This window comes from Pseudoflavonifractor phocaeensis, from assembly GCF_021531815.1.
GTDB classification, from domain to species: Bacteria; Bacillota; Clostridia; order Oscillospirales; family Oscillospiraceae; genus Lawsonibacter; species Lawsonibacter phocaeensis_A.
This window is the reverse complement of record NZ_JADYUM010000009.1, coordinates 97,164-117,114: the sequence shown is the minus strand read 5'-3', so window position 1 is coordinate 117,114 and position 19,951 is coordinate 97,164. Positions and strand designations below refer to the sequence as shown.

Sequence of the window (19,951 nt, the reverse complement as noted above, 5' to 3'; positions counted from 1 at the left end):
GGCAGACGGCCCCCTCCGGGGTCTCTCCCCCGAACAGCCCGCCCCCGGACAGGCGGCAGCACCCCGCCTGGTAAGCCAGGGCGTCCTCCGGATAGGCGATGTGGGCCGTGCCCGCCAGCAGTTTTTCCCGCAGGGCCCCGTACTCCCCCGGGGGCAGGGGCCGCAGCACCGGCTCCCCCGCCGGGGCGGGCAGCTCCTGGGGGGACAGCTTGCCATCAAAAAGCCTGAAACACTCCCGGAAGCCGTTGGCTCCGAAAAAGTTATGGAGGGAGGGCTCGGCAGGCACCGTGGTGACGGCGGGGATGCCCAGGGATCGGAAATAATCGTCCGCCCCCGCCAGCAGCTTGCCCGCCAGGCCCTTGCCCCGGCAGTCGGGGTGGGTCGCCACGGCGTATAAATAGGCCGCCCGGTACTCCCCCTGGCCGGGGACCACAAAGGTGGTGTCGAACCAGGCGGTCATGGACCGGACCACGCCCTCCTCCTCCAGCACCAGCACCCGTTCCGGGCGGTAGTAGGTGCTGTAAAAATTGTCGATATAGGGCTCCGGGTCCCCGAAGGCCAGCTTCCACAGCTCCCGCTGGGCGGGGATGTCGGCGGGGACAGAGGGGCGGACGGTCACCATAAATATTCCTCCTTATACAGTTCATCCGATGGACAGGCGCTGATAAACTGAAGTTTTGCGATTACACGGCTTTCCCCACAGGGGAGAAAGCTTTTTCGAATTCCGGTTTACCGGCTAGATTCTTCCTTTCACCCCTGTTTCCGTGCTCCAGTTTGACAAGGTTTTGAACTGCATCCCGGGCATGGAAACAGGGCGGGCGGGGACCGTGGTCCCCGCCCGCCCTGGGTTCAGCTTTTCACTCTGCCTCAGCAGCCGGGGTACACGTCGCTCTTCTTGGGCATAATGATGGCACAGATCAGATAGGCCCAGAAGCCCACGGAGCCCAGGAAGGCCGCGATGACCCAGGCCACCCGGACCAGGGTGGGGTCGATGTCGAAGTACTCCGCCAGCCCGCCGCAGACGCCGCAGATCATTTTACAGTTGCCCTCGGTGCGGTACAATCTCTTTTTTTCCATACAGATCCTCTCCTATTCCAAAATGTAAGGTCAAATTTGTTCCTCTGGATACAGGATACGCCCGGCAGGCTAAAAAATCCATAGGGAAAAGATTAAAAAACAATAAAACCCGAGGGGCGCTCCTTATTGTTCCACCGTGGCCACCAGGTCGCCCCGCTCGTTGAAGCGGACCGTCCGGATGTCGCTGCCGGTGATCTTCTTGATCTCATCCAGACGGATGCTCTCCGTGACGGAAGACACCAGGGAGAAGGCCACGCCGTGGCGCTTGGCCCGGCCGGTCCGTCCGATGCGGTGGATATAATACTCGTTTTCGTCGGGGACGTCGTAGTTGAACACCGCGTCCACGTCGTCGATGTCCAGGCCCCGGGCGGCCACGTCGGTGGCCACCAGCACCCGGATCTGGCCGTCCCGGAACTTTTTCAGGGTCTTTTCCCGGGCAGACTGCTGGATGTCGCCGTGGATGGCCTGGCAGGAGATGCCCCGCATCCCCAGCAGCCCGGCCAGCCGGTCCGTCATGTTCTTGGTGTTGCAGAAGGCGATGACCCGCTCGTAGTCCCCCATGTCCAGCAGCCGGGCCATGGTGTCCGCCTTCTCGTTGCGCTCCACGTCCAGGCGGTACTGGGCGATGTCGGGGCGGTTCTCCTGGTCGGCGGGGACGGTGATCTCCACCGGGTCCCGCTGGTACACCCAGGAGATGTCCAGCACCTCCCGGGAGATGGTGGCGGAGAACATACCCAGATTGCGCCGCTTGGGCATCTTGTCCAGGATATGGGTCACGTCCCGGACAAAGCCCATGTCCAGCATCCGGTCGGCCTCGTCCAGCACCACGGTCTGCACCTTGTCCAGCCGGACGGTGCGCCGCTTCATGTGGTCCATGAGCCGGCCGGGGGTGGCCACCACGATCTGGGGCGCCTTCTTCAGCTGGGTGATCTGCTTGTCGATAGGCTGGCCGCCGTAGAGGCACACCACCCGCACGCCCTCCTTGAAAGCGCACAGGTCCCGCAGCTCATCCTGGATCTGGATGGCCAGCTCCCGGGTGGGGGCCAGCACCAGGGCCTGGACCTCCCCGTTCTCCGGGTCGATGTGCTCCACCATGGGGATGCCGAAGGCAAAGGTCTTGCCCGTGCCCGTGGGGGCCTTGGCAATGACGTCCTTCCACTCCATGAAGTAGGGGATGGCTCCCGCCTGGACGGGGGTAGCCTGGACGTAGCCCTTCTTCTCAATGGCCCGCATCAGCTCCGGGGAGAGGCCCAGCTGGGCATACTCCACCGTGTCGTTTACTGTCTGTCCGTTGATCTCCATCGTTTTGTCGTTCCTTCCTTATGAATCTCGTTTTCTTCGATCCAAGGCCTCCCAAACAAACGATGTCTCAACGCCCTTTTCCGGCGCGGCCCCGAATCAAGAGACGGCTTTGGCCGCCTCATACAGTCAGCAAATTGGAAAAAACAGGTTTCTTTCCAACTGTTTGATGATAACGTTCTATATTATACTGTATTTTCCCCGTTTGTCCATCCCCCCGCCGGGAAAGATGTCATTTTGTGCAAAAAACCGCCCGCGGCCACATGGGCTGCGGGCGGGTCCGTTTTATTTACCAATGGAAATTTTCAAAGGGCCACTGGTAGTAGTAGCCGTTCTGGCTCTGCTGCTGTTCCTGCTGGGTGTTCTGTTGGATCTGGTTGTTGGCCTCGGTCTCGGCGTTCTTCTCGTCGAAGGTGATGGTCAGCTTCATCTCCTGCTGGGAGCGGATGACCGTCAGAGTGGCGGTGTCGCCGGCTTTGTAGTTGCTGGACAGGGCGGCGGTGAGGGCGGAGGGGGAGTCAATGGCGGTGTCATCGATGGCGGTGATGATGTCGCCCGCCTGAAGGCCCGCCTTCTGGGCGCAGGAGCCCTCGGCCACATATTCCACGGCGGCGCCGGCGGGGATGCCGTAGCGCTGGGCCTCAGAGGAAACGGTGTTGACCTGGACGCCCATGTAGGGCTTGCCGGTGACATAGCCGTGCTCGATCAGGTCGGCGATGATGTCCTTCACGTCGTTGATGGGGATGGCGAAGCCCAGGCCTTCGGCGGAGACGCCGGAGGAGGACTGGGTATACTTGGCGGTGGTGATGCCGATGACGTTGCCGTAGCTGTCAAAGAGGGGGCCGCCGGAGTTGCCCGGGTTGATGTCGCAGTTGGTCTGGAGCATGTTCAGGGTCACGTTGTCCCCGGTGGAGATCAGCCGGTCCAGAGCGGAGATAATGCCGTTGGTGAGGGAATAGGTCAGCTCGCCCAGGGGGTTGCCGATGGTGTAGACGTTCTCACCCACCACCAGCTTTTCGCTGTCGCCCAGGGTGACGGGGGTCAGGCCGGCGGCCTCGATCTTCAGGACAGCCACGTCGTTGTCCTTCTCACCCCCCACCAGCTTGGCGGTGTACTTGTCCCCGTTGGCGAAGGTCACCCGGATGTCCACGGAGTTGTCGTTGGCGGCGTCCTCAATGACGTGGTAGTTGGTGACGATGTAGCCGTCCTGGGTCAGCACGAAACCGGAGCCGGAGGCGGCGGAGGTGGTGGTCTGGCCGAAGATGTTCACCGACGTGGTGGAGACGGTGATGCCCACGCAGGAGGGCAGGTTGGCGGCGTACAGCGCCTCGGGGGTCATGGGCTGGCCCTTGTTGGTGTTGACCACGGTCTGGACCTGGGGCCGCTCCTCCTCATAGATGGTGGTGCTGCTCTCCGGCTGGGTCAGCTTGCCGTACAGGGCCGCGCTCCCCACCCCGGCGCCGCCGCCCACCAGGGCACAGACCAGCACCAGGGCCGCGATACGCTTGGCGTTTCCCTTCTTCTTGGGAGGAGTGCTCTCCGGGCCCACAGGGCCGCCGCTGGTGGGGATAGGGTCGGTGTAATCGCCGAAGCCGCCCCGGTAACCGTCGTTCTCGCTGTTATAGAAATTGAAGTCGCTCATAATCGTGTGCTCCCTTCAAAATATATCCTTCATACTTTTTTGTTCTTCTTTTGAACTGTGCCTATCATAGCGTGGAATTATGAAGAAAGCATGAAGAAAATGGGATTTCTTTTTAAACATTCCCGAAACTTTCTTTGACCTCAGAGCCGTTCGATCCGCTGGGACAAAATGGCGGCAATGTCCTCGGCGGCCGCGGTCAGGTCGGCGCGCAGGCCCCGGAACATGCCCATCCCGGCCAGGTTGAGCGCCACCAGGGCCAAAATGGGCCCCAGGATCATGCCCAGCACCCCCGCCAGCTTCATGCCCACATAGATGCTCACCAGGGAGAGGATGGGGGACAGCCCCGTCTGGTCCCCCACGAACTTAGGCTCCATCACCCGGCGGAACATGGCCACCACCCCCCAGATCACCATGATCTCGATGGCGGAACGGAAATCCCGGGTGAACAGGGCGATGACCGCCCAGGGCACCATGACGGTCCCCGAGCCCACGATGGGGATGAAATCCAGTACCGCCAGCCCCAGGGCCAGCAGTAAAGCATAGGGCTGCCGGATCACAAAAAATCCCCCCAGCAGAATGAAGAACACCCCCACCGACAGCAGCACCTCCGCCTTCAGATAGCCGCCGAAGGCCCCCAGGGCCACGGCCCGCATCTGGCCCAGAAAGCGGAGCAGACCCTCGTCCATATTCTGGATGGCCCGGGTACGCAGATAGGGGTAGTCCGCCGTCAGGAAGTAGGAGGCCATAAGGAAAATGACCAGGGCCACCACAAAGGAGGGCACCCCCATGGCCTTGTCCTTGGTATAGTCCAGCACTCCGTTGAGCAGGGCGGGGGTGGCGGTGCCCAGCCAGTCCACCAGGCCATCCAACACCGACTGGAAGGACTCCTTCAGCTGGGGCGGCACCAGGGTCCACAGCCGGGAGAGCAGCTCCTCCGTCTGGTCCAGGGCAGTCTGGAAGCCGGCCAGCAGGCCGTCCCAGTTCTGGACCAGCATGGCCACCTCGTTGCCCACGGCGTAGGCCAGCAGGCCCACCGCCGCTCCCGCCAGGCCGAAGATCAGCACCAGAAGGAGCAGGGCCAGGGTCTGCCGGGACCAGCCGATCCGCCGCTGGAGCCACTTGACCATGGGGTTGAGCAGGATCGCCACCACCAGGGCGGCCACGAAGGGCACGAACAGGGACAGCAGCGGCGGCCCCAGGCGGACGATCAGCAGAAGGGCCAGCACCGTCAGGACCAGCCGGATCCCCAGCCGGGCCCACAGCCAGCCCCGCTCCCGCCAGGTCAATTGTCCAGGTCTCATCACATTCATCGCCTTTGTTTTTTCAGTATCCTATCCCACATTACCACAAAAAGCATGAATAAAATGTAAAACTTGGATGGTCCCTCCTCTTAAAGAAAAAAGAACCGCCCGGAAGGGATCCTTCCGGACGGAGGTAAGATGTGATTCAGGCCCAGTACAGCAGGCCCACCAGGTTGGGACCGGCGTTGATGGCGATGACGCCGCCGATGTAATAGGACATGTCGGGCTCCTTGCCCAGTTCCTGGCGGCAGGCCTGGGCCAGCTTGTCCGCCTGCTCGCTGTTTCCCGCCCGGATCAGCAGCAGGGGGCTGTCGGCCCGGCGCTCCTTCCGGCACAGGTCCACCAGGGTGGAGATGACATTCTTCTCCCCACGCACCTTAGAGAGGATCTTGGACTCGCCGCCGGCAAAGGTCATGATGGGCTTCAGGCCCAGGGCCTCCCCCATGAAGGCGGCGGCGGCGGAGATCCGCCCGGACTTTTTGGCGAAGCGCAGGTCCAGGGGGGCGAAGATCACCCGTGCCCGGTCCACCCAATCCTGGATGTAGGCCGTGATCTCCTCCGCATCCTTTCCGGCGGCAGCCATCCGGGCCCCCTCCACCACCGGCCAGCCGTAGCTCATGGTGTAGTTGTGGGAGTCGATGATATGGATATGAAAGGTCTCCTTGGCTTCAGGGTGGTCCTCATAGAACTCCTCCCGGGCCTGGAGGGCGTTTCCGTAAGTAGCGGAGCCCTTGGAGTTGATGGAGGTGTGGATCAGGTCGGTGTACCCCTCCTGCCACGCCGCCTCAAAGCACTGGGTGAACACATAGGGATTCAGCTGGGCGTGGGTGGGGATCTGGGGCGCCGCGAGCAGCATCTCGTAAAACTCCTGGGGGGTAAAATCAACGCCGTCGGCCAGTTCCCTGTCCCCCATGGCGATGGGAAAGGGCAGAACCTGGATACCCAACTCCTCCCGCAGGGCGGCGGGGATGTCGGCGGCGGAATCGGTGGTAAATTTGATGTGAGCCATAGCGGCCTCCTTTGTCCGGGGCGTGCCCCGTCACAGATATGGCATTATTATGGCAAAAAAGCGCCGTTTTGTCAATCCGTCTGCCTGTTCAGAAATCCTACAGAATATGTCAGTTCTGCCCGTAGTAGGCATTTTCCCCGTGTTTTCTCAGATAGTGTTTGTCCAGCAGGGTCTGCTGCATGGGACCCAATTCCGGATTCAGGACCATGGCGTGCCAGTCCATGAAGGCCACTTCCTCCATGACTACGGCGTTGTGGACCGCCTCCAGCGGGTCCTTGCCCCAGGCGAAGGGGCCGTGGCTGAAGACCAGGACCCCTGGAATGGCCGCCGGGTCCTTGCCCCGGAAGGTCTCCACGATGACCTTTCCGGTCTCCTCTTCATACTCCCCCCGGATCTCCTCCCCGGTCATGGGGCGGGTACAGGGGATGGCCCCGTAGAAGTAATCTCCCTGGGTGGTGCCCATGGCCGGGATGCCCCGGCCCGCCTGGGCGAAGGTGGTAGCCCAGCGGGAGTGGGTATGGACCACGCCGCCGCAGGCCGGGAAAGCTTTGTACAGCTCCAGGTGGGTGGCCGTGTCGCTGGAGGGCCTCCACTTGCCCTCCGCCACCCGGCCCTCCAGGTCCACCACCACCATGTCCTCCGCCGTCATGCCCTCATAGGGGACGCCGGAGGGCTTGATGACCACCAGGCCCCGCTCCCGGTCGATCCCCGAGACGTTGCCCCAGGTGAAGGTCACCAGCTGGTATTTGGGCAGCAGCAGGTTGGCCTCCAAAACTTGTTGTTTCAACTCTTCCAGCATATCGTTCCCTCTCACATGGTCCGGATGGCGGCACGCTCCACGTCAAAGGCTCTCTTGTACCGCTCCAGAAAGGCCTGAAAGCCGTCAATGTCGGCCTGGTCCGCCTGGAGGGTGGAGGATCTGGCCTGGGCAAAGACCTTGTGGTCCAGATAATCCTCCAGCCCCTCGTCCTCCCGCCGCCAGAGCATATAGGCCGTCAGCAGAGCCATGCCGTAGGGGCCGCCCTCCCCCGCCGTCTCCATCACGGAAACCGGGGCGCCCACGGCGGCGGACAGGATCCGCTGCCCCACGCCGGGGGTCTTGAAAAAGCCGCCGTGTCCATAGAGCCGCTCCACGGGGAGCTGCTCCTGGGCCGTCAGAATATCCAGGCCGATCTTCAGGGTGGCCAGGGCGGACATCAGGTGGGTGCGCATGAAGTTGGCCAGGGTAAAGCTGCAGTTCTGCTCCCGGGCAAAGACGGGCCGGCCCTCGTCCAGGTCCGTCACGCCCTCCCCGGAGAAGTAGTTATAGCTGAGCAGCCCGCCGCAGTCCGCGTCCCCCTCCAGGGCTTTTTGAAAGAGCAGGGTGAACAGCTCTTCCTTGTCCCGGGGCGCTCCGATGGCGTCGGCAAACTGGGAAAACAGGCCCACCCAGGCGTTGATGTCGGAGGTGCAGTTATTGCAGTGGACCATGGCCACGGGCAGGCCGGCGGGGGTGGTGACCATGTCCACCTCCCGGTGAACGCCGGGCATGTGGTCCGCCACCAGCATGGCGAAGTCGGAGGTCCCGGCGGAGACGTTGCCCGTGTGGACTCGGACGGAGTTGGTGGCCGCCATGCCGGTGCCCGCGTCCCCCTCCGGCGGCGCGCAGGGGATCCCGGGCCGCAGGGTCCCGGTGGGGTCCAGGAAGCGGGCGCCCTCCTCCGTCAGAACCCCGGCGGTGCTGCCCGCGGGGAGCACCTTGGGCAGAATATCCAGCAGCTTCCAGTTCAGGTTTCTGTCCCGGACATGGAGGTCGAATTTACGGACCATCTCCCCGTCGTAATCCAGGGTGCCGCTGTCGATGGGGAACATGCCGGAGGCTTCGCCTATGCCCAGGACCTTTTGGCCCGTGAGCTTCCAGTGGATATAGCCCGCCAGGGTAGTCAGGAAGCCGATGTCCCTGACGTGCTCCTCCCCGTTCAGCATGGCCTGATACAGGTGGGCGACAGACCAGCGCTGGGGGATGTTGAACCCGAACAGCTCCGTGAGTTCCTTGGCCGCGGGGCCGGTGACGGTGTTTCGCCAGGTGCGGAACTCCGCCAGCTGCTTTCCCGCCCGGTCAAAGGGCAGGTAGCCGTGCATCATGCCGGAGACACCGATCCCGCCCACGGTGGACAGCGGCACGCCGAATGTCTCCTCCACGTTCTTTTTCAGTTCCGCGAAGCAGGCCCGGATCCCGGTATGGACCGCCTCCATGGAATAGGTCCACAGGCCGTCCACCAGCTGGTTTTCCCACTCATAGCCCCCCGAGGCGATGGGGACATGCTTTCGGTCCAGAAGGACGGCTTTGATCCGGGTGGAGCCCAGCTCGATGCCAAGCACGGTCTGTTCCAGTTCCAGGGCGGTTTGCGTATCAAAAGTCATCTTCATTCTCCTCTGTGTCGTTCCGGCAGGGACCGCCGGTCATCGTCAACGGCGTTCACAGGTCCGCCCCGCGGTGTTGCTGGCAGATACCCTCAGCGGACAAAGGGCAACACGCCTTCCGGCGGCGCCGGCACCCTGAGGCCCGTATTGCCCTTTGGCTCCTGAGGGTAGCATATCTGCCGGGCGCTTTCGCACCCGGCAGATATGAATGTTCATGGCGTCTTTTCCGCGCCGGCAGATCAGGCCAGAGACTGGATGTAGTCCCAATCCTCGATATTGGGCTTGATGTAGGGGATGGTGGCCTCACGGATGGTCTCGTCGGGAGTATAGACCTCCACGCCGTACTGCTTCAGATCGTCGGCCAGAGTCTGCTCGGCGGTGAGGATCTGCTCATCCTGCCAGGCGACGGCGCTGTTGATGGCGTTCTGGACCACTTCCTTGTCGTGGTCAGACAGGGAATTCCACACGTCGCCGTTCATGAAGATCATGTTGGGGCAGATGATGTGGTTGGTCAGGGTGACGTTCTTCACGACTTCATAGAACTTGTAGCTCTCGTAGGTGGTCAGGGGGTTCTCCTGGCCGTCCACGGTGCCGGTCTGCAGGGCCATGTACAGCTCATTGATGTTCATGGGAGTGGCGGAAGCGCCCCAGGACTCGATCATCTTGATGTACAGGTCGCTCTGGGGGACACGGATCTTCATGCCCTTCAGGTCGGCCAGGGTGGTGACGGGCTTGTTGGTGGTCAGCTGGCGGGTGCCGTAGTAGAAGGAGCCCAGGATACGGACGTCGATGTCCTCAAACAGCTCGTTCAGGGTATCCTTGTAGCCGCCGTTCAGAGCCTTCTGCATGTGCTCCACGCTCTGCCACAGGAAGGGAGCCTCCACCTGGGCAGCCTTGGGGATCCAGGAAGCGAACTGGGCGGGGCCCTCGGTGATGATGTCCACCATGCCCTCCTGAACGCCCTCCACCAGATCGGAGGAGCCGCCCAGAACACCGTTGGGGTAGCCGGTAATATGGATTCCCTCGGCGTTGGCGTTGATTTCCTCGATGGCCCGCATCATCATCTGGGTGACCACCTGGGTCTCAGGGTGCACGGAGCCCCACTTCAGTTCCACAACTTCCTTCTTGGGCTCGGAAGCCGCGCCGGTGGAAGCGGAGGCGGACGCTGCGCCGCCGGAGCTGGCGGGAGCAGATTTCTGGCCGCAGGCGGCAAGAGACAGACTCATGCACACAGCCAGAGTGAATGCCAGTAACTTTTTCATTTTAGTCCCTCCATTGAATTTTTGTATTCAGTCTCGGCCTGGCGGGCCGGGTACTGCCTGAATGAAGAAGCGTCCGGGCGTTACAGCGCGCCGTACAGCAGGTTGGGCAGCCAGTTGGTGACCGCCGGAACATAAGTCACGATCAGCAAAACGATAAACAGCGGGATTAGGAAGGGCATGGTGGCCCTGATGACCCGGTTGGCCGACACCTTGGCCACGTTGGACGTAACGTAGAGGACCACGCCCACCGGTGGGGTCACCACGCCGATCATCAGGTTCAGCAGCATGATCAGACACGCCTGGGTCTCGGACACGCCCATGGCCTCCATGGCCGGGATCAGAATGGGACCCAGGATCAGGATGGCGGCGGTGCCCTCCATGAAGCAGCCCACGAACAGCAGGAAGAGATTGATGACCAGCAGGAACAGGAACTTATTCTGGATGCCGGTGAGCACGGTGGTGATCATCTGGGGGATCTGGGCCACGGTGAGGATATAGCCGAAGATGTTGGCCGTCATCACGATGGAGAGGACCACGCCGGTGGTCTCGCAGGTGGCCAGCATGATCTTGGGAATGTCCTTCAGCTTCAGGTCCCGGTAGCCGAACAGGCCGATGATCATGGAGTACAGGGCGGCGATGATGGCGGCCTCGGTGGTGGTCACCACGCCGGTGTAGATGGCGGCGAAGAGGATGACCGGAGCCATCAGGGCCAGGAACGCGTCCTTGAACGCGCCCCAGATGATCCCCAGCGTAGGCTTTTCATTTCTGGGGTAGTGGCGCTTGTGGGCGTAAAAGGCCACCAGGGCACACATGGCGCCGGCCATCAGGATGCCGGGGAGCACACCGCCCACAAAGCACCGGCCCACGGACGCGCCCACGGTGACACACAGGATGACCATGGGGAGGGAGGGGGGAATAATGGGGCCCAGCACGGAGGAAGCCGCGGTGACGGCGCAGGAGAAGTCGTCGTCATAGCCCACATCCCGCATGGCCTCGATCTCGATGTTGCCCAGGCCGCCGGCATCCGCCACGGCCGTTCCACTCATGCCCGCGAACAGGGCGGAGCAGAGGATATTGGCATGTCCCATGCCGCCGGGGATGGTGCCCACGATGACGTTGGCAAAGCGGAACATCTTTCTGGTCACGCCGCCGGTGTTCATCAGGTTGCCCATCAGGATAAAGAAGGGGGCAGCGATCATGGTGAAGGAGTTGGAGGCCTGGGTGATCCGCTGGACCGCGATCATGGGATTGTTACCGGTCAGAAACATGTACAGGAAGGAGGTCAGACCCAGGTTGACGAACAGGGGCAGGCCGGTGAACAGCAGCACCACGAACAAAATCAGTACAATGGTCATTCCTCGTCCCCTCCTTTATCCCGGTAGTCTCTGGGTCCCTTGGTAAAGCACTCGATCAGGCCCGCGATCTCGTAACAGATGATCACAAAGTTGCAGATGGGGCCCATGGTGTATACGATGGCATAGTTCAGGGCGATGGAGACGGCGGTGCGCTTGGCGCCCACGCCCACCAGCTTGATGCCGAAATAGACCATCAGTACCGAGAACACGATGCACAAAATGTGGTTGAAGATCTGGAGCCACTTCTGGGCGTTCCGGGGGAGCATGTTGCACACCGCGGTGATCCGGATGTGGGAGTCCTTCCGCTCCGCGATGGTCCAGCCCAGATAGCAGATCCACACATAGGTCAGCTGGATCAGTTCCTCCGACCAGACAATGGGGTCGTTCAGCACCCATCTCCAGAACACCTGGGCGATGCCCAGAATGAAGATCCCGCTGAGCAGGATCACCGAGAGCCAGTCGATGGCCGTCTCCGTGTACTTTCTGACTGTGGGAACGATCTTTCCGAGGAACAAACTGTTTTCCCGCAATGTGATCACCTCCGATGTGTCCTCACCGCTGCGCCTCGATGGCGCGGGCCTGGCCGATAACGTCCTTGCTCATCTCCCGGAAGTAGTCCTGAGGCGTGCCCATGGACAGGAAGCTGGCGCCCTGATCCAGCCAGAACTTGATCAGCTTCATATCCACGCCGATGGACAGGCCGAAGGGCTTGTGGTGGGCCTTGCACTTGTCGATGATGGCCTGCATCAGTTCAAGGACCTCCGGGTCAAAGTACTTGCCCATCTTGCCCACAGAGGCGGACAGGTCCATGGGGCCGCAGATAATGGCGTCCACCCCGGGGACCTCCAGGATCTCGTCCAGATTCTTCACCGCCTCTGCGTGCTCGCACTGCATGATCTTCAGAAAGCTCTTGTCCACCGTGGCCACGTACTCGTCAAAGTTCTTCATGCCGTAGTCGATGGCCCGCAGGGGACCGAACCCACGGATGCCCCTGGGGGGATACGTACAGATGGAGACGCACTTTGCCGCTTCTTCCGCAGTATTCACCATGGGGAAGATGACCCCGTCGGGCCCGCACTCGATGACGGGCTTGATGTGGGCCATCTCGTGGTCCGGCACCCGGACGAAGGCGGCGCATCCGCCCCCGTTGGTGGCGATGATGGCGTTTTTGATCATGGGCTGGGTCATGCCCGCGTGCTCGTTGTCGATCCAGATGTAGTCATAGCCCAGCAGGCCGCACATCTCATAAAAATCCGCGTCGGTGGTGGAGCAGTGGGTCCCGAAGCACAGGGCCCCGCGCTCCAGTCTTTCTCTGATCTTGGAAATGTTGTTCATGTTTGATCACCTGCGTTGAAAAATTGCTCCTGTCCGTTCCCCTCCGGGTCAGGGGCGCTGGGCTTCGATCTCCCGGGCCTGCCGGACAATATCCTTGCTCATCTCCCGGAAGTAGTCCTGGGGGGTGCCCAGGGACAGCAGGCTGGCTCCCTGTTCGATCCAGAATTTGATCAGGTCCATATCTACCCCGCCGAAGGACAGGCCGAAGGGCTTGTGGTGGGCCTTGCACTTGTCGATGATGACCTGCATCAGCTCCCGCATCACGGGGTCCGCGAACCGGCCCAGCTTCCCCGCCGAGGCGGACAGGTCCATGGGGCCGCAGATAATGGCGTCCACCCCGGGGACCTCCAGGATCTCGTCCAGATTCTTCACCGCTTCCACGTGCTCGCACTGCATGATCTTCAGAAAGCTCTTGTCCACCGTGGCCACGTACTCGTCAAAGTTCTTCATGCCGTAGTCGATGGCCCGCAGGGGACCGAACCCACGGATGCCCCTGGGGGGATACGTACAGATGGAGACGCACTTTGCCGCTTCTTCCGCAGTATTCACCATGGGGAAGATGACCCCGTCGGGCCCGCACTCGATGACGGGCTTGATGTGGGCCATCTCGTGGTCCGGCACCCGGACAAAGGCGGCGCATCCGCCCCCGTTGGTGGCGATGATGGCGTTTTTGATCATGGGCTGGGTCATGCCCGCGTGCTCGTTGTCGATCCAGATGTAGTCATAGCCCAGCAGGCCGCACATCTCATAAAAATCCGCGTCGGTGGTGGAGCAGTGGGTTCCGAAGCACAGGGCCCCGCGCTCCAGTCTTTCTCTGATCTTGGAAATGTTGTTCATTGCAAACTCCCTCGCTGTGTTACCAGAGAACCAGCATTAGATAACTTGTACAATAAGTATAAATTTTGTCCCCCTGGTTTTCAATGCGATTTCATAATTTCAAAAATATTTTTCATCAATTTCAAATTTTATGAAATCTTTATTTGAATCCCGGCGAATTTCTTGCTAGAATGGAGTCAGGCAAATCATACAGCACCACACGACTGGGAGGCAAAACAGATGGTAGACCAAAAGAAGATCGCAGAAAAGGCCGGGGTATCCCGGGCGACCGTATCCCGCGCATTCACCCAGAGCGCCAACGTCTCTCCCCGGACTCTGGCTAAGATTCAAAACGCCATGGCCAGCCTGGGGCTCCCTCCCATCGCCTGCCTGCCGGACGCGGCCAGGAAAAAGAACAAATACGTTCTCGTGATCGCCGGCGATATCTCCAACTATTTCTTTTCCCAGATCATCAAGGGTATCTGCGACCGGCTGTCCGGCCTGGGTATTTTGGCGGTGGTGTGCAACAGCAACTACGACTCCCCGGTGGAGGAGGAGCAGATCCGGTTCGCGGAGGCCAACAACTACCTGGGCGTCATCCTGGTCACCGCCATGGACCGGCCCACCCTCTCCGCGTTGCTCCAAAACGCCAAAATACCCGTGGTCTTCGTCAACCGCTATATCCACTCCGTGGAGACCGACGTGGTGTGCATCGACAACTACATGGGCGGATATATCGCCGCCAGCTGCCTCATCGAAAACGGCCACACCAAGATCGCCCATGTGGCCAGCTATAAGGAATCCACCCCCCAGGCCGACCGCGTCCAGGGCTTCGCGGCGGCGCTGAAGGACCTGAACCCCGCCCCGTACCACTACAAGATCTACTACGGCGAATCCAGCATCGAGCGGGGCCGCCAGTTCGCCAACGAGCTGGTCCAGGAGGGAATGCCCTACACCGCCCTTTTCGTAGCGGACTGCCAGATCGCCGTGGGCATCGTCAACTCCATCCATGAATACGGCTTCCGGATCCCTCAGGATCTGAGTATTCTCTGTTTCGACGACTCGCCCTATATCGACGAGTCCGGCCTGTGTCTCTCCACCGTGCGGTACGACCCCTACTCCATGGGCCAGACCGCGGTGAGCACGCTGATGCAGCGGCTGGACAGCCCCACCGCCAACAAGCACCATGTCCTTCTGGTCCCCCAGCTGATCCAGCGCAGAAGCGTTTTGAACCTGCGCGACCAGCCGGACTGAGGCCGCGGGAACGTTTACCCTGCGCATCCGCGCCCATGGCGCAGGCTCCGGCCGGATATGCGCAAAACAACGCCCGGGATCTGCCGATCCCGGGCGTTGTTTTATGGTTCCGTTATTGCTTTCTCACCGGAGGTCACTGTTTGCGTCCCGAGGCGCTGGGGATGTTCATCTCCTCCCGGTACTTGGCCACAGTGCGCCGGGAGATGGGGCAGCCATGCCGCTCCATTTCTTCACACAGCTTCTGGTCGGACAGGGGACGGCTCTTGTCCTCCCGGTCCAGCAGCTGCTTCAGCAGCGCCCGGGCGGCGGTGCCACCCACCGTCCCTGACTGGTCCGCCGTTGCGCTGCGGGAGAAAAAGTAGTTCATGGGATACACGCCACGGGTACACTGGAGGTATTTCTCCCGGATGGTCCGGCTGACGGTTGACTCATGCACTCCCAGCTCCTGGGCCACGTCGGCCATCCGCATGGGGACCAGGGCCTGGGGGCCGAAGCGGAAAAAGTCCTGTTGGTGCCGTGCGATGGACTGGGCGCAGCGCAGGAGGGTGCTCTCACGCTGGCCAATGGCCCATAGCACGCCCTCCGCCTGTCGGAGTTTTCCGGAGAGGTACTCCCGTACCTCCCGTTCCTTGGAATGGGCCAGCAGGTCCCGGTAGTAGCCGCTGATGCGGAAGGGCGGACGCTCTCCTCCCCGGGTCCGGGCCACGAACTGCCCCTCCTCCTCCGTGACAAAGACGTCAGGCAGGATATAGGCCACCTGCTCCGGCTGGTCAAACACGGCGCCGGGACGGGGCTCCAGCTCCCGGATGACCCGCTCCGCCTGACGGACCTCCTCCTGGGTGATCCCCAGGGCAGAGGCGATGGCCCGGTAGTGGCGCTTGGCCAGGGCCTCCAGGTGGTCCCGGACGATAGCCAGGGCCGGTCCCTCCTCCCCGATGCGCAGCAGCTGCAGCTCCAGGCACTGGGACAGGTTGGCCGCCCCCACCCCCGCGGGCTCCAGGCTCTGGAGCACAGCCAGGGCATCTCTCATCCTCTCCAGCGGGGCTCCGGTCTGACCGGCCAGTTCCTCCAGGGGGAAGCGGAGATAGCCGTCCCCATCCAGGCAGGCGGCCAGGTACCGCACCGCCCGGTCCAGCTCCTGCCCCAGGTCCATCCGGTCCAGCTGCCGGGACAGAAAGCGGATCAGCGTCTCCTCCAGTCCCCCCGCTCCGCCCACCCGGGCCATGGGGTCCATCTCGTCCTCGTCCACATGCTGGTAGTAACGGTTCTGGCGGTCATTGTCCTCCAGCCAGCGCAGGCGGCGCAGCAGTTCCTCCTCCCGGGGAGACTCCTGAACGGGGGCAGGGGAGGACTCCTCCAGTTCCACCACCGGGTTCTCCTGGGACAGCTCCCGGAGGTATGCCTCCAGTTCCTGGGCGCTCATCTGGAGCAGCTCCACGCTTTGCAGCTGCTGCTGGCTGAGTCGCTGTATCTGGCTCTGTATCAGTTCCATGACCCTTTCCCCCTTGTCAAATCAGGTCGATTATACCAAATCTGTCCCGATTCTTCAAGCTGTCTCCGTCTTCTTCTATCTTCCGCTTCAGGGGCTGGCAAAGCTCATATAAAATGAAAAGGCCGCGCCGATTGGCGCGGCCCCAGCTTGTCGATAAGCCCTGATTCTTCAAGGGTTCGGAGGGAAGAATAGTTTGAAAGGGAACCGTCAGGGTTCTCTTTCTTTTCAATCAGTACAAATTTGGAAACATTTTTTAATGTTTCCAAATTTGCTGAGGCTGTCGAAAAGACTTTTCGACAGCCTCAGGCCGCGCCGATTGGCGCGGCCCGCTTTTCGCAGAGAGTTTGAAAGTTTTATGGTTCCACGGCGGCAGAACGTCCTTCCGGTCAGTTCAGCGGCCCCGTGACAGACTCCGTCACCCGGATCAGCTCTCCGGAGTGGATCAGTTCCTTCAGGTACTGGATGTGGGGGTAGAGGGGCATGTCCCGCTCCATGACGGGCACGTGGCGGCCGATCTCCTCCAGGACGGCGGCGGTGGCGGAGCTGCGCTCCACCTCCGGGTCCACAAACTGCTGGGACTGGTAGGCGGACAGCAGCTCAATGGCCAGCACGTACTCCAGCTTTTCCGCCATGGTGCCGGCCTTCTTGCAGGCGTTGTAGCCCATGGCCACATAGTCCTCCTGGTTGCCGCAGGTGGGGGTGTTGTCAATGGTGGAGGGGGTGGCCAGCATCCGCATCTCATTGAGCAGGCCGGCCTGGGTGTACTGGGGGATCATCAGGCCGGAGTTCAGTCCGGGCTCCTTGATGCAGAACCAGGGGTAGCCGGACAGGGACTCGTCAATGAGGCGGTTGTTCCGCCGCTCGGACATCTTGGCCAGACCTACGGCGGCGATACAGGCGCTGTCCATCTCCATGCCCACGTAGGAGGAGTCGGCATTACAGGCGGAGATCACATCCTGGCAGTCCTCCTCCGGCCACAGGATGGGGTTGTCACAGCAGGAGTTCATCTCGATCTCAATGGTGGTCCGGGCGTCAGACAGGGTCTTTTTCGCGGCGCCGTGGAGCTGGGGGATGCACCGCAGGGACAGGGCGTCCTGGACCCGGCTGCCCTGATACTTGGCGATAATGCCGGAGTCGCTCAAGATGCGGCGGACATTCTCCGCCGTCTCCCCCTGATTCTTGTGGGGACGGACGGACATGACCCGGGGATCAAAGGCGTTCATCACGCCCTTCAGAGCCTCCAGGGACAGCGCGCCCACAATGTCGGCGGACTTGGCGGCCTTCTCCAGGTCGTACAGGGCCAGCGCCGCCATGGCGGTGGCGGAGGTGGTACCGGACACCAGGGCCAGCCCCTCCTTGGAACTGAGGGCCATGGGCTCCAGTCCGGCCCGTTTCAGGGCCTCGCCGCCCTCCAACAGTTCCCCCTGGTAGTAGGCCTTGCCCTTACCCAGCAGGACCAGGGCCATATGGGCCTCGGGGGACAGATAGCCGACGCTGCCGTCTCCGGGTGTCCAGGGGGTCAGCCCCAGGTTCAGGAAGTCCCGGTACCGCTCCAGCACACACAGCCGCACGCCGCTGTACCCCTGGCCCAGGTTCTGCAGGATCATGAGCATGATGCCCCGGACCCGCTCGACGCTGAGAGGTTCTCCCACGGAGACGGAGTGGGACAGAATGATGTTCTCCTGGAGCTGGGCGGTCTCCTCCTTGTCGATTGCCTTGGTGCACAGGGCCCCAAAGCCGGTGGTGACGCCGTACATTACCCGTTCTTCCGCCACCCAGCGCTCCACCAAGGTACGGGAGCGGTCCACCCGCTCACAGTAGGTGGGAGAAAACTCCACTTTGGAGCCGAACCGGGCTACCGCCACAAACTCCTCCAGCGTGATGGGGGGACCCAACAGGATTTTTTTGATCGTATTCATGATATTTTATTCGTACCTCCAGCTTTGCCGCAAAAGACGGGGGAGTTCCAGTATATACCCGGTCCCGGAAGGGGGCGGAAACTCCGGAAAACCGCCTGCCCATCCGGAGCCGGGAAAAGAGAAAGGTAAACTGTCAGGAGGGATTACATAATGGCGTCTTCGTCAAAGTCGCAGATCAGGTCCTTGTCCACCACGGAATTCTCGGGATGGTCCACGGTGTCATACTTGTGGTAGTTCTTCAGCATGAGCACGCCGCTGATGAGCATCAGGATCATGACAATCAACAGGGGGAAGGCGGTGGCGATGGCCAGCTGCTTGGTGGCGTCGATACCGCTGACCGCGCCCACGGTGCTGGAAGTGGCCAGGTTGACGAAGCAGACCAGAGAGACGGTGATGCCCCAGAAGATCTTGATCTTGGCGGGGGGCTCGGCGGTGGCGGCGTTCTTGGCGTTGATGGACAGAGAGGAGATGGTAGTGGTCATGGAGTCACACAGAGTAACGATGGACAGGAAGGCGGTGAACAGGAAGACCACGTCCAGGACCTTGGACAGGGGCATGTTCTCAAAGAAAGCGAACACCGCGGACTCGGTGCCCAGATCCATCATGCTCTGGTAGATGCCGCCGTTGTTGATCTCGTAGAAGATGGAGGAGGAGCCGAAGATGCCGAACCAGATGATGCCGAACAGGCCGGGCAGCAGGAAGTTGTAGATGGTGAACTCACGCAGGGTACGGCCACGGGCCACCTTGGCCAGGAAAATACCCATCAGGGGGGCGTAGGCGATCATCCAGCTCCAGTAGTTGATGGTCCACCAGGTGGGCCACATCTCGCCGTCAAAGCCGGACAGGTAGGTGGACTGGGTGAAGAAGTGCTCGATGTGGAAACCGAAGGCCTGGGTGGCGTTGTTCAGGATGTAGGAGGTGGGGCCAAACAGCAGCACGAAGGCCATCAGGCCAATGTACAGCTTGGCGTTCTTGTCGGACAGGAAGCGGACGCCCTTGCCGATGCCGGTGTAGCTGGAGATCAGGAAGGTGATGACCACGGCCACCAGGATCACGATCCAGACAAAGCGGCCCGGAGTCACACCGGTGAGGATGCCGATGCCGGCGCCCAGCTGGAGCGCGCCCTCACACAGGGAGGCGGAAACGCCGCCGGCCAGACCAAAGACGCAGAGGATATCAACAATGGTGCCGATGACGCCCATGGCCTTCTTGCCCAGGATGGGGTACAGGCAGGCGCTGACGCGGTAGGGGAGCTTCATGTTGTAGACGGCCACGCCAATGGCGATGCCGGCCACACAGTAGTAAGCGTACTCAGAGATGCCCCAGTGGAGGTAGGTGGTGGCCAGAGCCAGCATGGCGCCCTGCTCGGTGCCGGGGGCGTAGAGGTTGGCGAAGCCGGGGATGCCTTCCATGAAGTGGGTGATGGGCTCGGCAATGCTCCAGAACACGATACCGGTAGCAATGCCGCCGCACAGGGAGATGACAAACCAGTTCCATTTGCTCATGATAGGCTTGGCGTCCTGGCCGCCGATACGGATATCGCCGACTTTCTTGGAAAACATGACCCAGACACAGAATGCCACCAGGCCCAGGGTCAGCAGGTCATAGAGAGCGCCGAAATTCAGACAGGTAAATTCCACGATGAAGGATTCACCCGTGGCGAACCACTCCGGGGCCACAAGGCCCAGCACGATGATCGCGATATACAAAAGCGCCATCGTAATAAATACGGGTTTGCGGATTGTAATTTTCTCGCTTTTCATAAGTTTACATCTCCTATTACAAGT

Annotated in this window: 17 protein-coding genes; 1 reads left to right on the top strand and 16 read right to left on the bottom strand. The window is 61.5% G+C overall.

Annotated elements, in window-relative coordinates:
• The 13 genes from I6E42_RS07670 to I6E42_RS07610 all read right to left on the bottom strand — a co-directional run.
• Positions 1–622: GNAT family N-acetyltransferase (locus I6E42_RS07670; RefSeq protein WP_235371332.1), on the bottom strand; the 622-nt coding region annotated here is incomplete at its 3' end.
• A 245-nt stretch (positions 623–867) separates the two neighbouring features.
• A complete protein-coding gene (locus tag I6E42_RS07665) occupies positions 868–1,077 on the bottom strand; it encodes a PspC domain-containing protein (protein ID WP_235371331.1) in 210 nt (69 codons plus the stop codon).
• Positions 1,078–1,200: 123 nt separating this feature from the next.
• Positions 1,201–2,379, bottom strand: a complete 1,179-nt coding sequence (locus I6E42_RS07660; RefSeq protein ID WP_235371330.1) for a DEAD/DEAH box helicase — start codon at positions 2,377–2,379, stop codon at positions 1,201–1,203.
• Positions 2,380–2,665: 286 nt separating this feature from the next.
• A complete protein-coding gene (locus I6E42_RS07655; protein WP_235371329.1) occupies positions 2,666–4,018 on the bottom strand; it encodes a S1C family serine protease in 1,353 nt (450 codons plus the stop codon).
• Between the two features lie 140 nt (positions 4,019–4,158).
• The gene (ytvI, locus tag I6E42_RS07650) at positions 4,159–5,319 is read right to left on the bottom strand and encodes a sporulation integral membrane protein YtvI (protein WP_235371328.1); all 1,161 of its coding nucleotides are present in this window, start codon (positions 5,317–5,319) and stop codon (positions 4,159–4,161) included.
• 145 nt (positions 5,320–5,464) lie between these two features.
• Positions 5,465–6,328: a DegV family protein gene (locus I6E42_RS07645; RefSeq protein WP_235371327.1), complete on the bottom strand. Its 864-nt coding sequence runs from the start codon at positions 6,326–6,328 to the stop codon at positions 5,465–5,467.
• Between the two features lie 109 nt (positions 6,329–6,437).
• Complete coding sequence (gene araD, locus I6E42_RS07640; RefSeq protein WP_328284090.1) at positions 6,438–7,127, bottom strand: L-ribulose-5-phosphate 4-epimerase; 690 nt, start codon at positions 7,125–7,127, stop codon at positions 6,438–6,440.
• Positions 7,128–7,138: 11 nt separating this feature from the next.
• Positions 7,139–8,731, bottom strand: coding sequence for a xylulokinase (locus I6E42_RS07635; protein ID WP_235371326.1), 1,593 nt, complete (start codon positions 8,729–8,731; stop codon positions 7,139–7,141).
• A gap of 239 nt (positions 8,732–8,970) precedes the next feature.
• Positions 8,971–9,993 (bottom strand): TRAP transporter substrate-binding protein DctP, encoded by a 1,023-nt coding sequence (gene dctP, locus I6E42_RS07630; protein ID WP_235371325.1) that lies wholly within the window; start codon positions 9,991–9,993, stop codon positions 8,971–8,973.
• Positions 9,994–10,073: 80 nt separating this feature from the next.
• Positions 10,074–11,348, bottom strand: a complete 1,275-nt coding sequence (locus tag I6E42_RS07625; protein WP_235371324.1) for a TRAP transporter large permease — start codon at positions 11,346–11,348, stop codon at positions 10,074–10,076.
• Complete coding sequence (locus I6E42_RS07620; protein WP_235371323.1) at positions 11,345–11,878, bottom strand: TRAP transporter small permease; 534 nt, start codon at positions 11,876–11,878, stop codon at positions 11,345–11,347. Before I6E42_RS07620 ends, I6E42_RS07625 begins: the two co-directional genes overlap by 4 nt.
• A gap of 22 nt (positions 11,879–11,900) precedes the next feature.
• The gene (locus tag I6E42_RS07615; RefSeq protein ID WP_235371322.1) at positions 11,901–12,683 is read right to left on the bottom strand and encodes an HpcH/HpaI aldolase family protein; all 783 of its coding nucleotides are present in this window, start codon (positions 12,681–12,683) and stop codon (positions 11,901–11,903) included.
• Positions 12,684–12,731: 48 nt separating this feature from the next.
• The gene (locus I6E42_RS07610; protein ID WP_235371321.1) at positions 12,732–13,520 is read right to left on the bottom strand and encodes an HpcH/HpaI aldolase family protein; all 789 of its coding nucleotides are present in this window, start codon (positions 13,518–13,520) and stop codon (positions 12,732–12,734) included.
• Positions 13,521–13,739: 219 nt separating this feature from the next.
• Between I6E42_RS07610 and I6E42_RS07605 the strand changes: the two genes are divergently transcribed.
• Positions 13,740–14,753, top strand: coding sequence for a LacI family DNA-binding transcriptional regulator (locus I6E42_RS07605; protein ID WP_235371320.1), 1,014 nt, complete (start codon positions 13,740–13,742; stop codon positions 14,751–14,753).
• 133 nt (positions 14,754–14,886) lie between these two features.
• On the opposite strand, the gene rpoN is transcribed toward I6E42_RS07605, so the two are convergent.
• The 3 genes from rpoN to I6E42_RS07590 form a co-directional block, all read right to left on the bottom strand.
• A complete protein-coding gene (gene rpoN, locus I6E42_RS07600) occupies positions 14,887–16,245 on the bottom strand; it encodes an RNA polymerase factor sigma-54 (RefSeq protein WP_235371319.1) in 1,359 nt (452 codons plus the stop codon).
• 386 nt (positions 16,246–16,631) lie between these two features.
• The gene (locus I6E42_RS07595) at positions 16,632–18,164 is read right to left on the bottom strand and encodes an HAL/PAL/TAL family ammonia-lyase (RefSeq protein ID WP_235371318.1); all 1,533 of its coding nucleotides are present in this window, start codon (positions 18,162–18,164) and stop codon (positions 16,632–16,634) included.
• Between the two features lie 143 nt (positions 18,165–18,307).
• On the bottom strand, positions 18,308–19,927 hold the full coding sequence (locus I6E42_RS07590; RefSeq protein ID WP_235371317.1) for a BCCT family transporter: 1,620 nt from the start codon (positions 19,925–19,927) through the stop codon (positions 18,308–18,310).
• Between the last annotated feature and the right edge of the window lie 24 nt (positions 19,928–19,951).

Coding starts and splice junctions, on each gene's coding strand:
- I6E42_RS07615 (WP_235371322.1), bottom strand. CDS start 12,683: ATGAACAACATTTCCAAGATCAGAGAAAGACTGGAGCGCGGGGCCCTG.
- dctP (WP_235371325.1), bottom strand. CDS start 9,993: ATGAAAAAGTTACTGGCATTCACTCTGGCTGTGTGCATGAGTCTGTCT.
- I6E42_RS07660 (WP_235371330.1), bottom strand. CDS start 2,379: ATGGAGATCAACGGACAGACAGTAAACGACACGGTGGAGTATGCCCAG.
- I6E42_RS07625 (WP_235371324.1), bottom strand. CDS start 11,348: ATGACCATTGTACTGATTTTGTTCGTGGTGCTGCTGTTCACCGGCCTG.
- I6E42_RS07590 (WP_235371317.1), bottom strand. CDS start 19,927: ATGAAAAGCGAGAAAATTACAATCCGCAAACCCGTATTTATTACGATG.
- I6E42_RS07595 (WP_235371318.1), bottom strand. CDS start 18,164: ATGAATACGATCAAAAAAATCCTGTTGGGTCCCCCCATCACGCTGGAG.
- I6E42_RS07635 (WP_235371326.1), bottom strand. CDS start 8,731: ATGACTTTTGATACGCAAACCGCCCTGGAACTGGAACAGACCGTGCTT.
- I6E42_RS07665 (WP_235371331.1), bottom strand. CDS start 1,077: ATGGAAAAAAAGAGATTGTACCGCACCGAGGGCAACTGTAAAATGATC.
- I6E42_RS07610 (WP_235371321.1), bottom strand. CDS start 13,520: ATGAACAACATTTCCAAGATCAGAGAAAGACTGGAGCGCGGGGCCCTG.
- I6E42_RS07605 (WP_235371320.1), top strand. CDS start 13,740: ATGGTAGACCAAAAGAAGATCGCAGAAAAGGCCGGGGTATCCCGGGCG.
- rpoN (WP_235371319.1), bottom strand. CDS start 16,245: ATGGAACTGATACAGAGCCAGATACAGCGACTCAGCCAGCAGCAGCTG.
- araD (WP_328284090.1), bottom strand. CDS start 7,127: ATGCTGGAAGAGTTGAAACAACAAGTTTTGGAGGCCAACCTGCTGCTG.
- ytvI (WP_235371328.1), bottom strand. CDS start 5,319: ATGAGACCTGGACAATTGACCTGGCGGGAGCGGGGCTGGCTGTGGGCC.
- I6E42_RS07655 (WP_235371329.1), bottom strand. CDS start 4,018: ATGAGCGACTTCAATTTCTATAACAGCGAGAACGACGGTTACCGGGGC.
- I6E42_RS07645 (WP_235371327.1), bottom strand. CDS start 6,328: ATGGCTCACATCAAATTTACCACCGATTCCGCCGCCGACATCCCCGCC.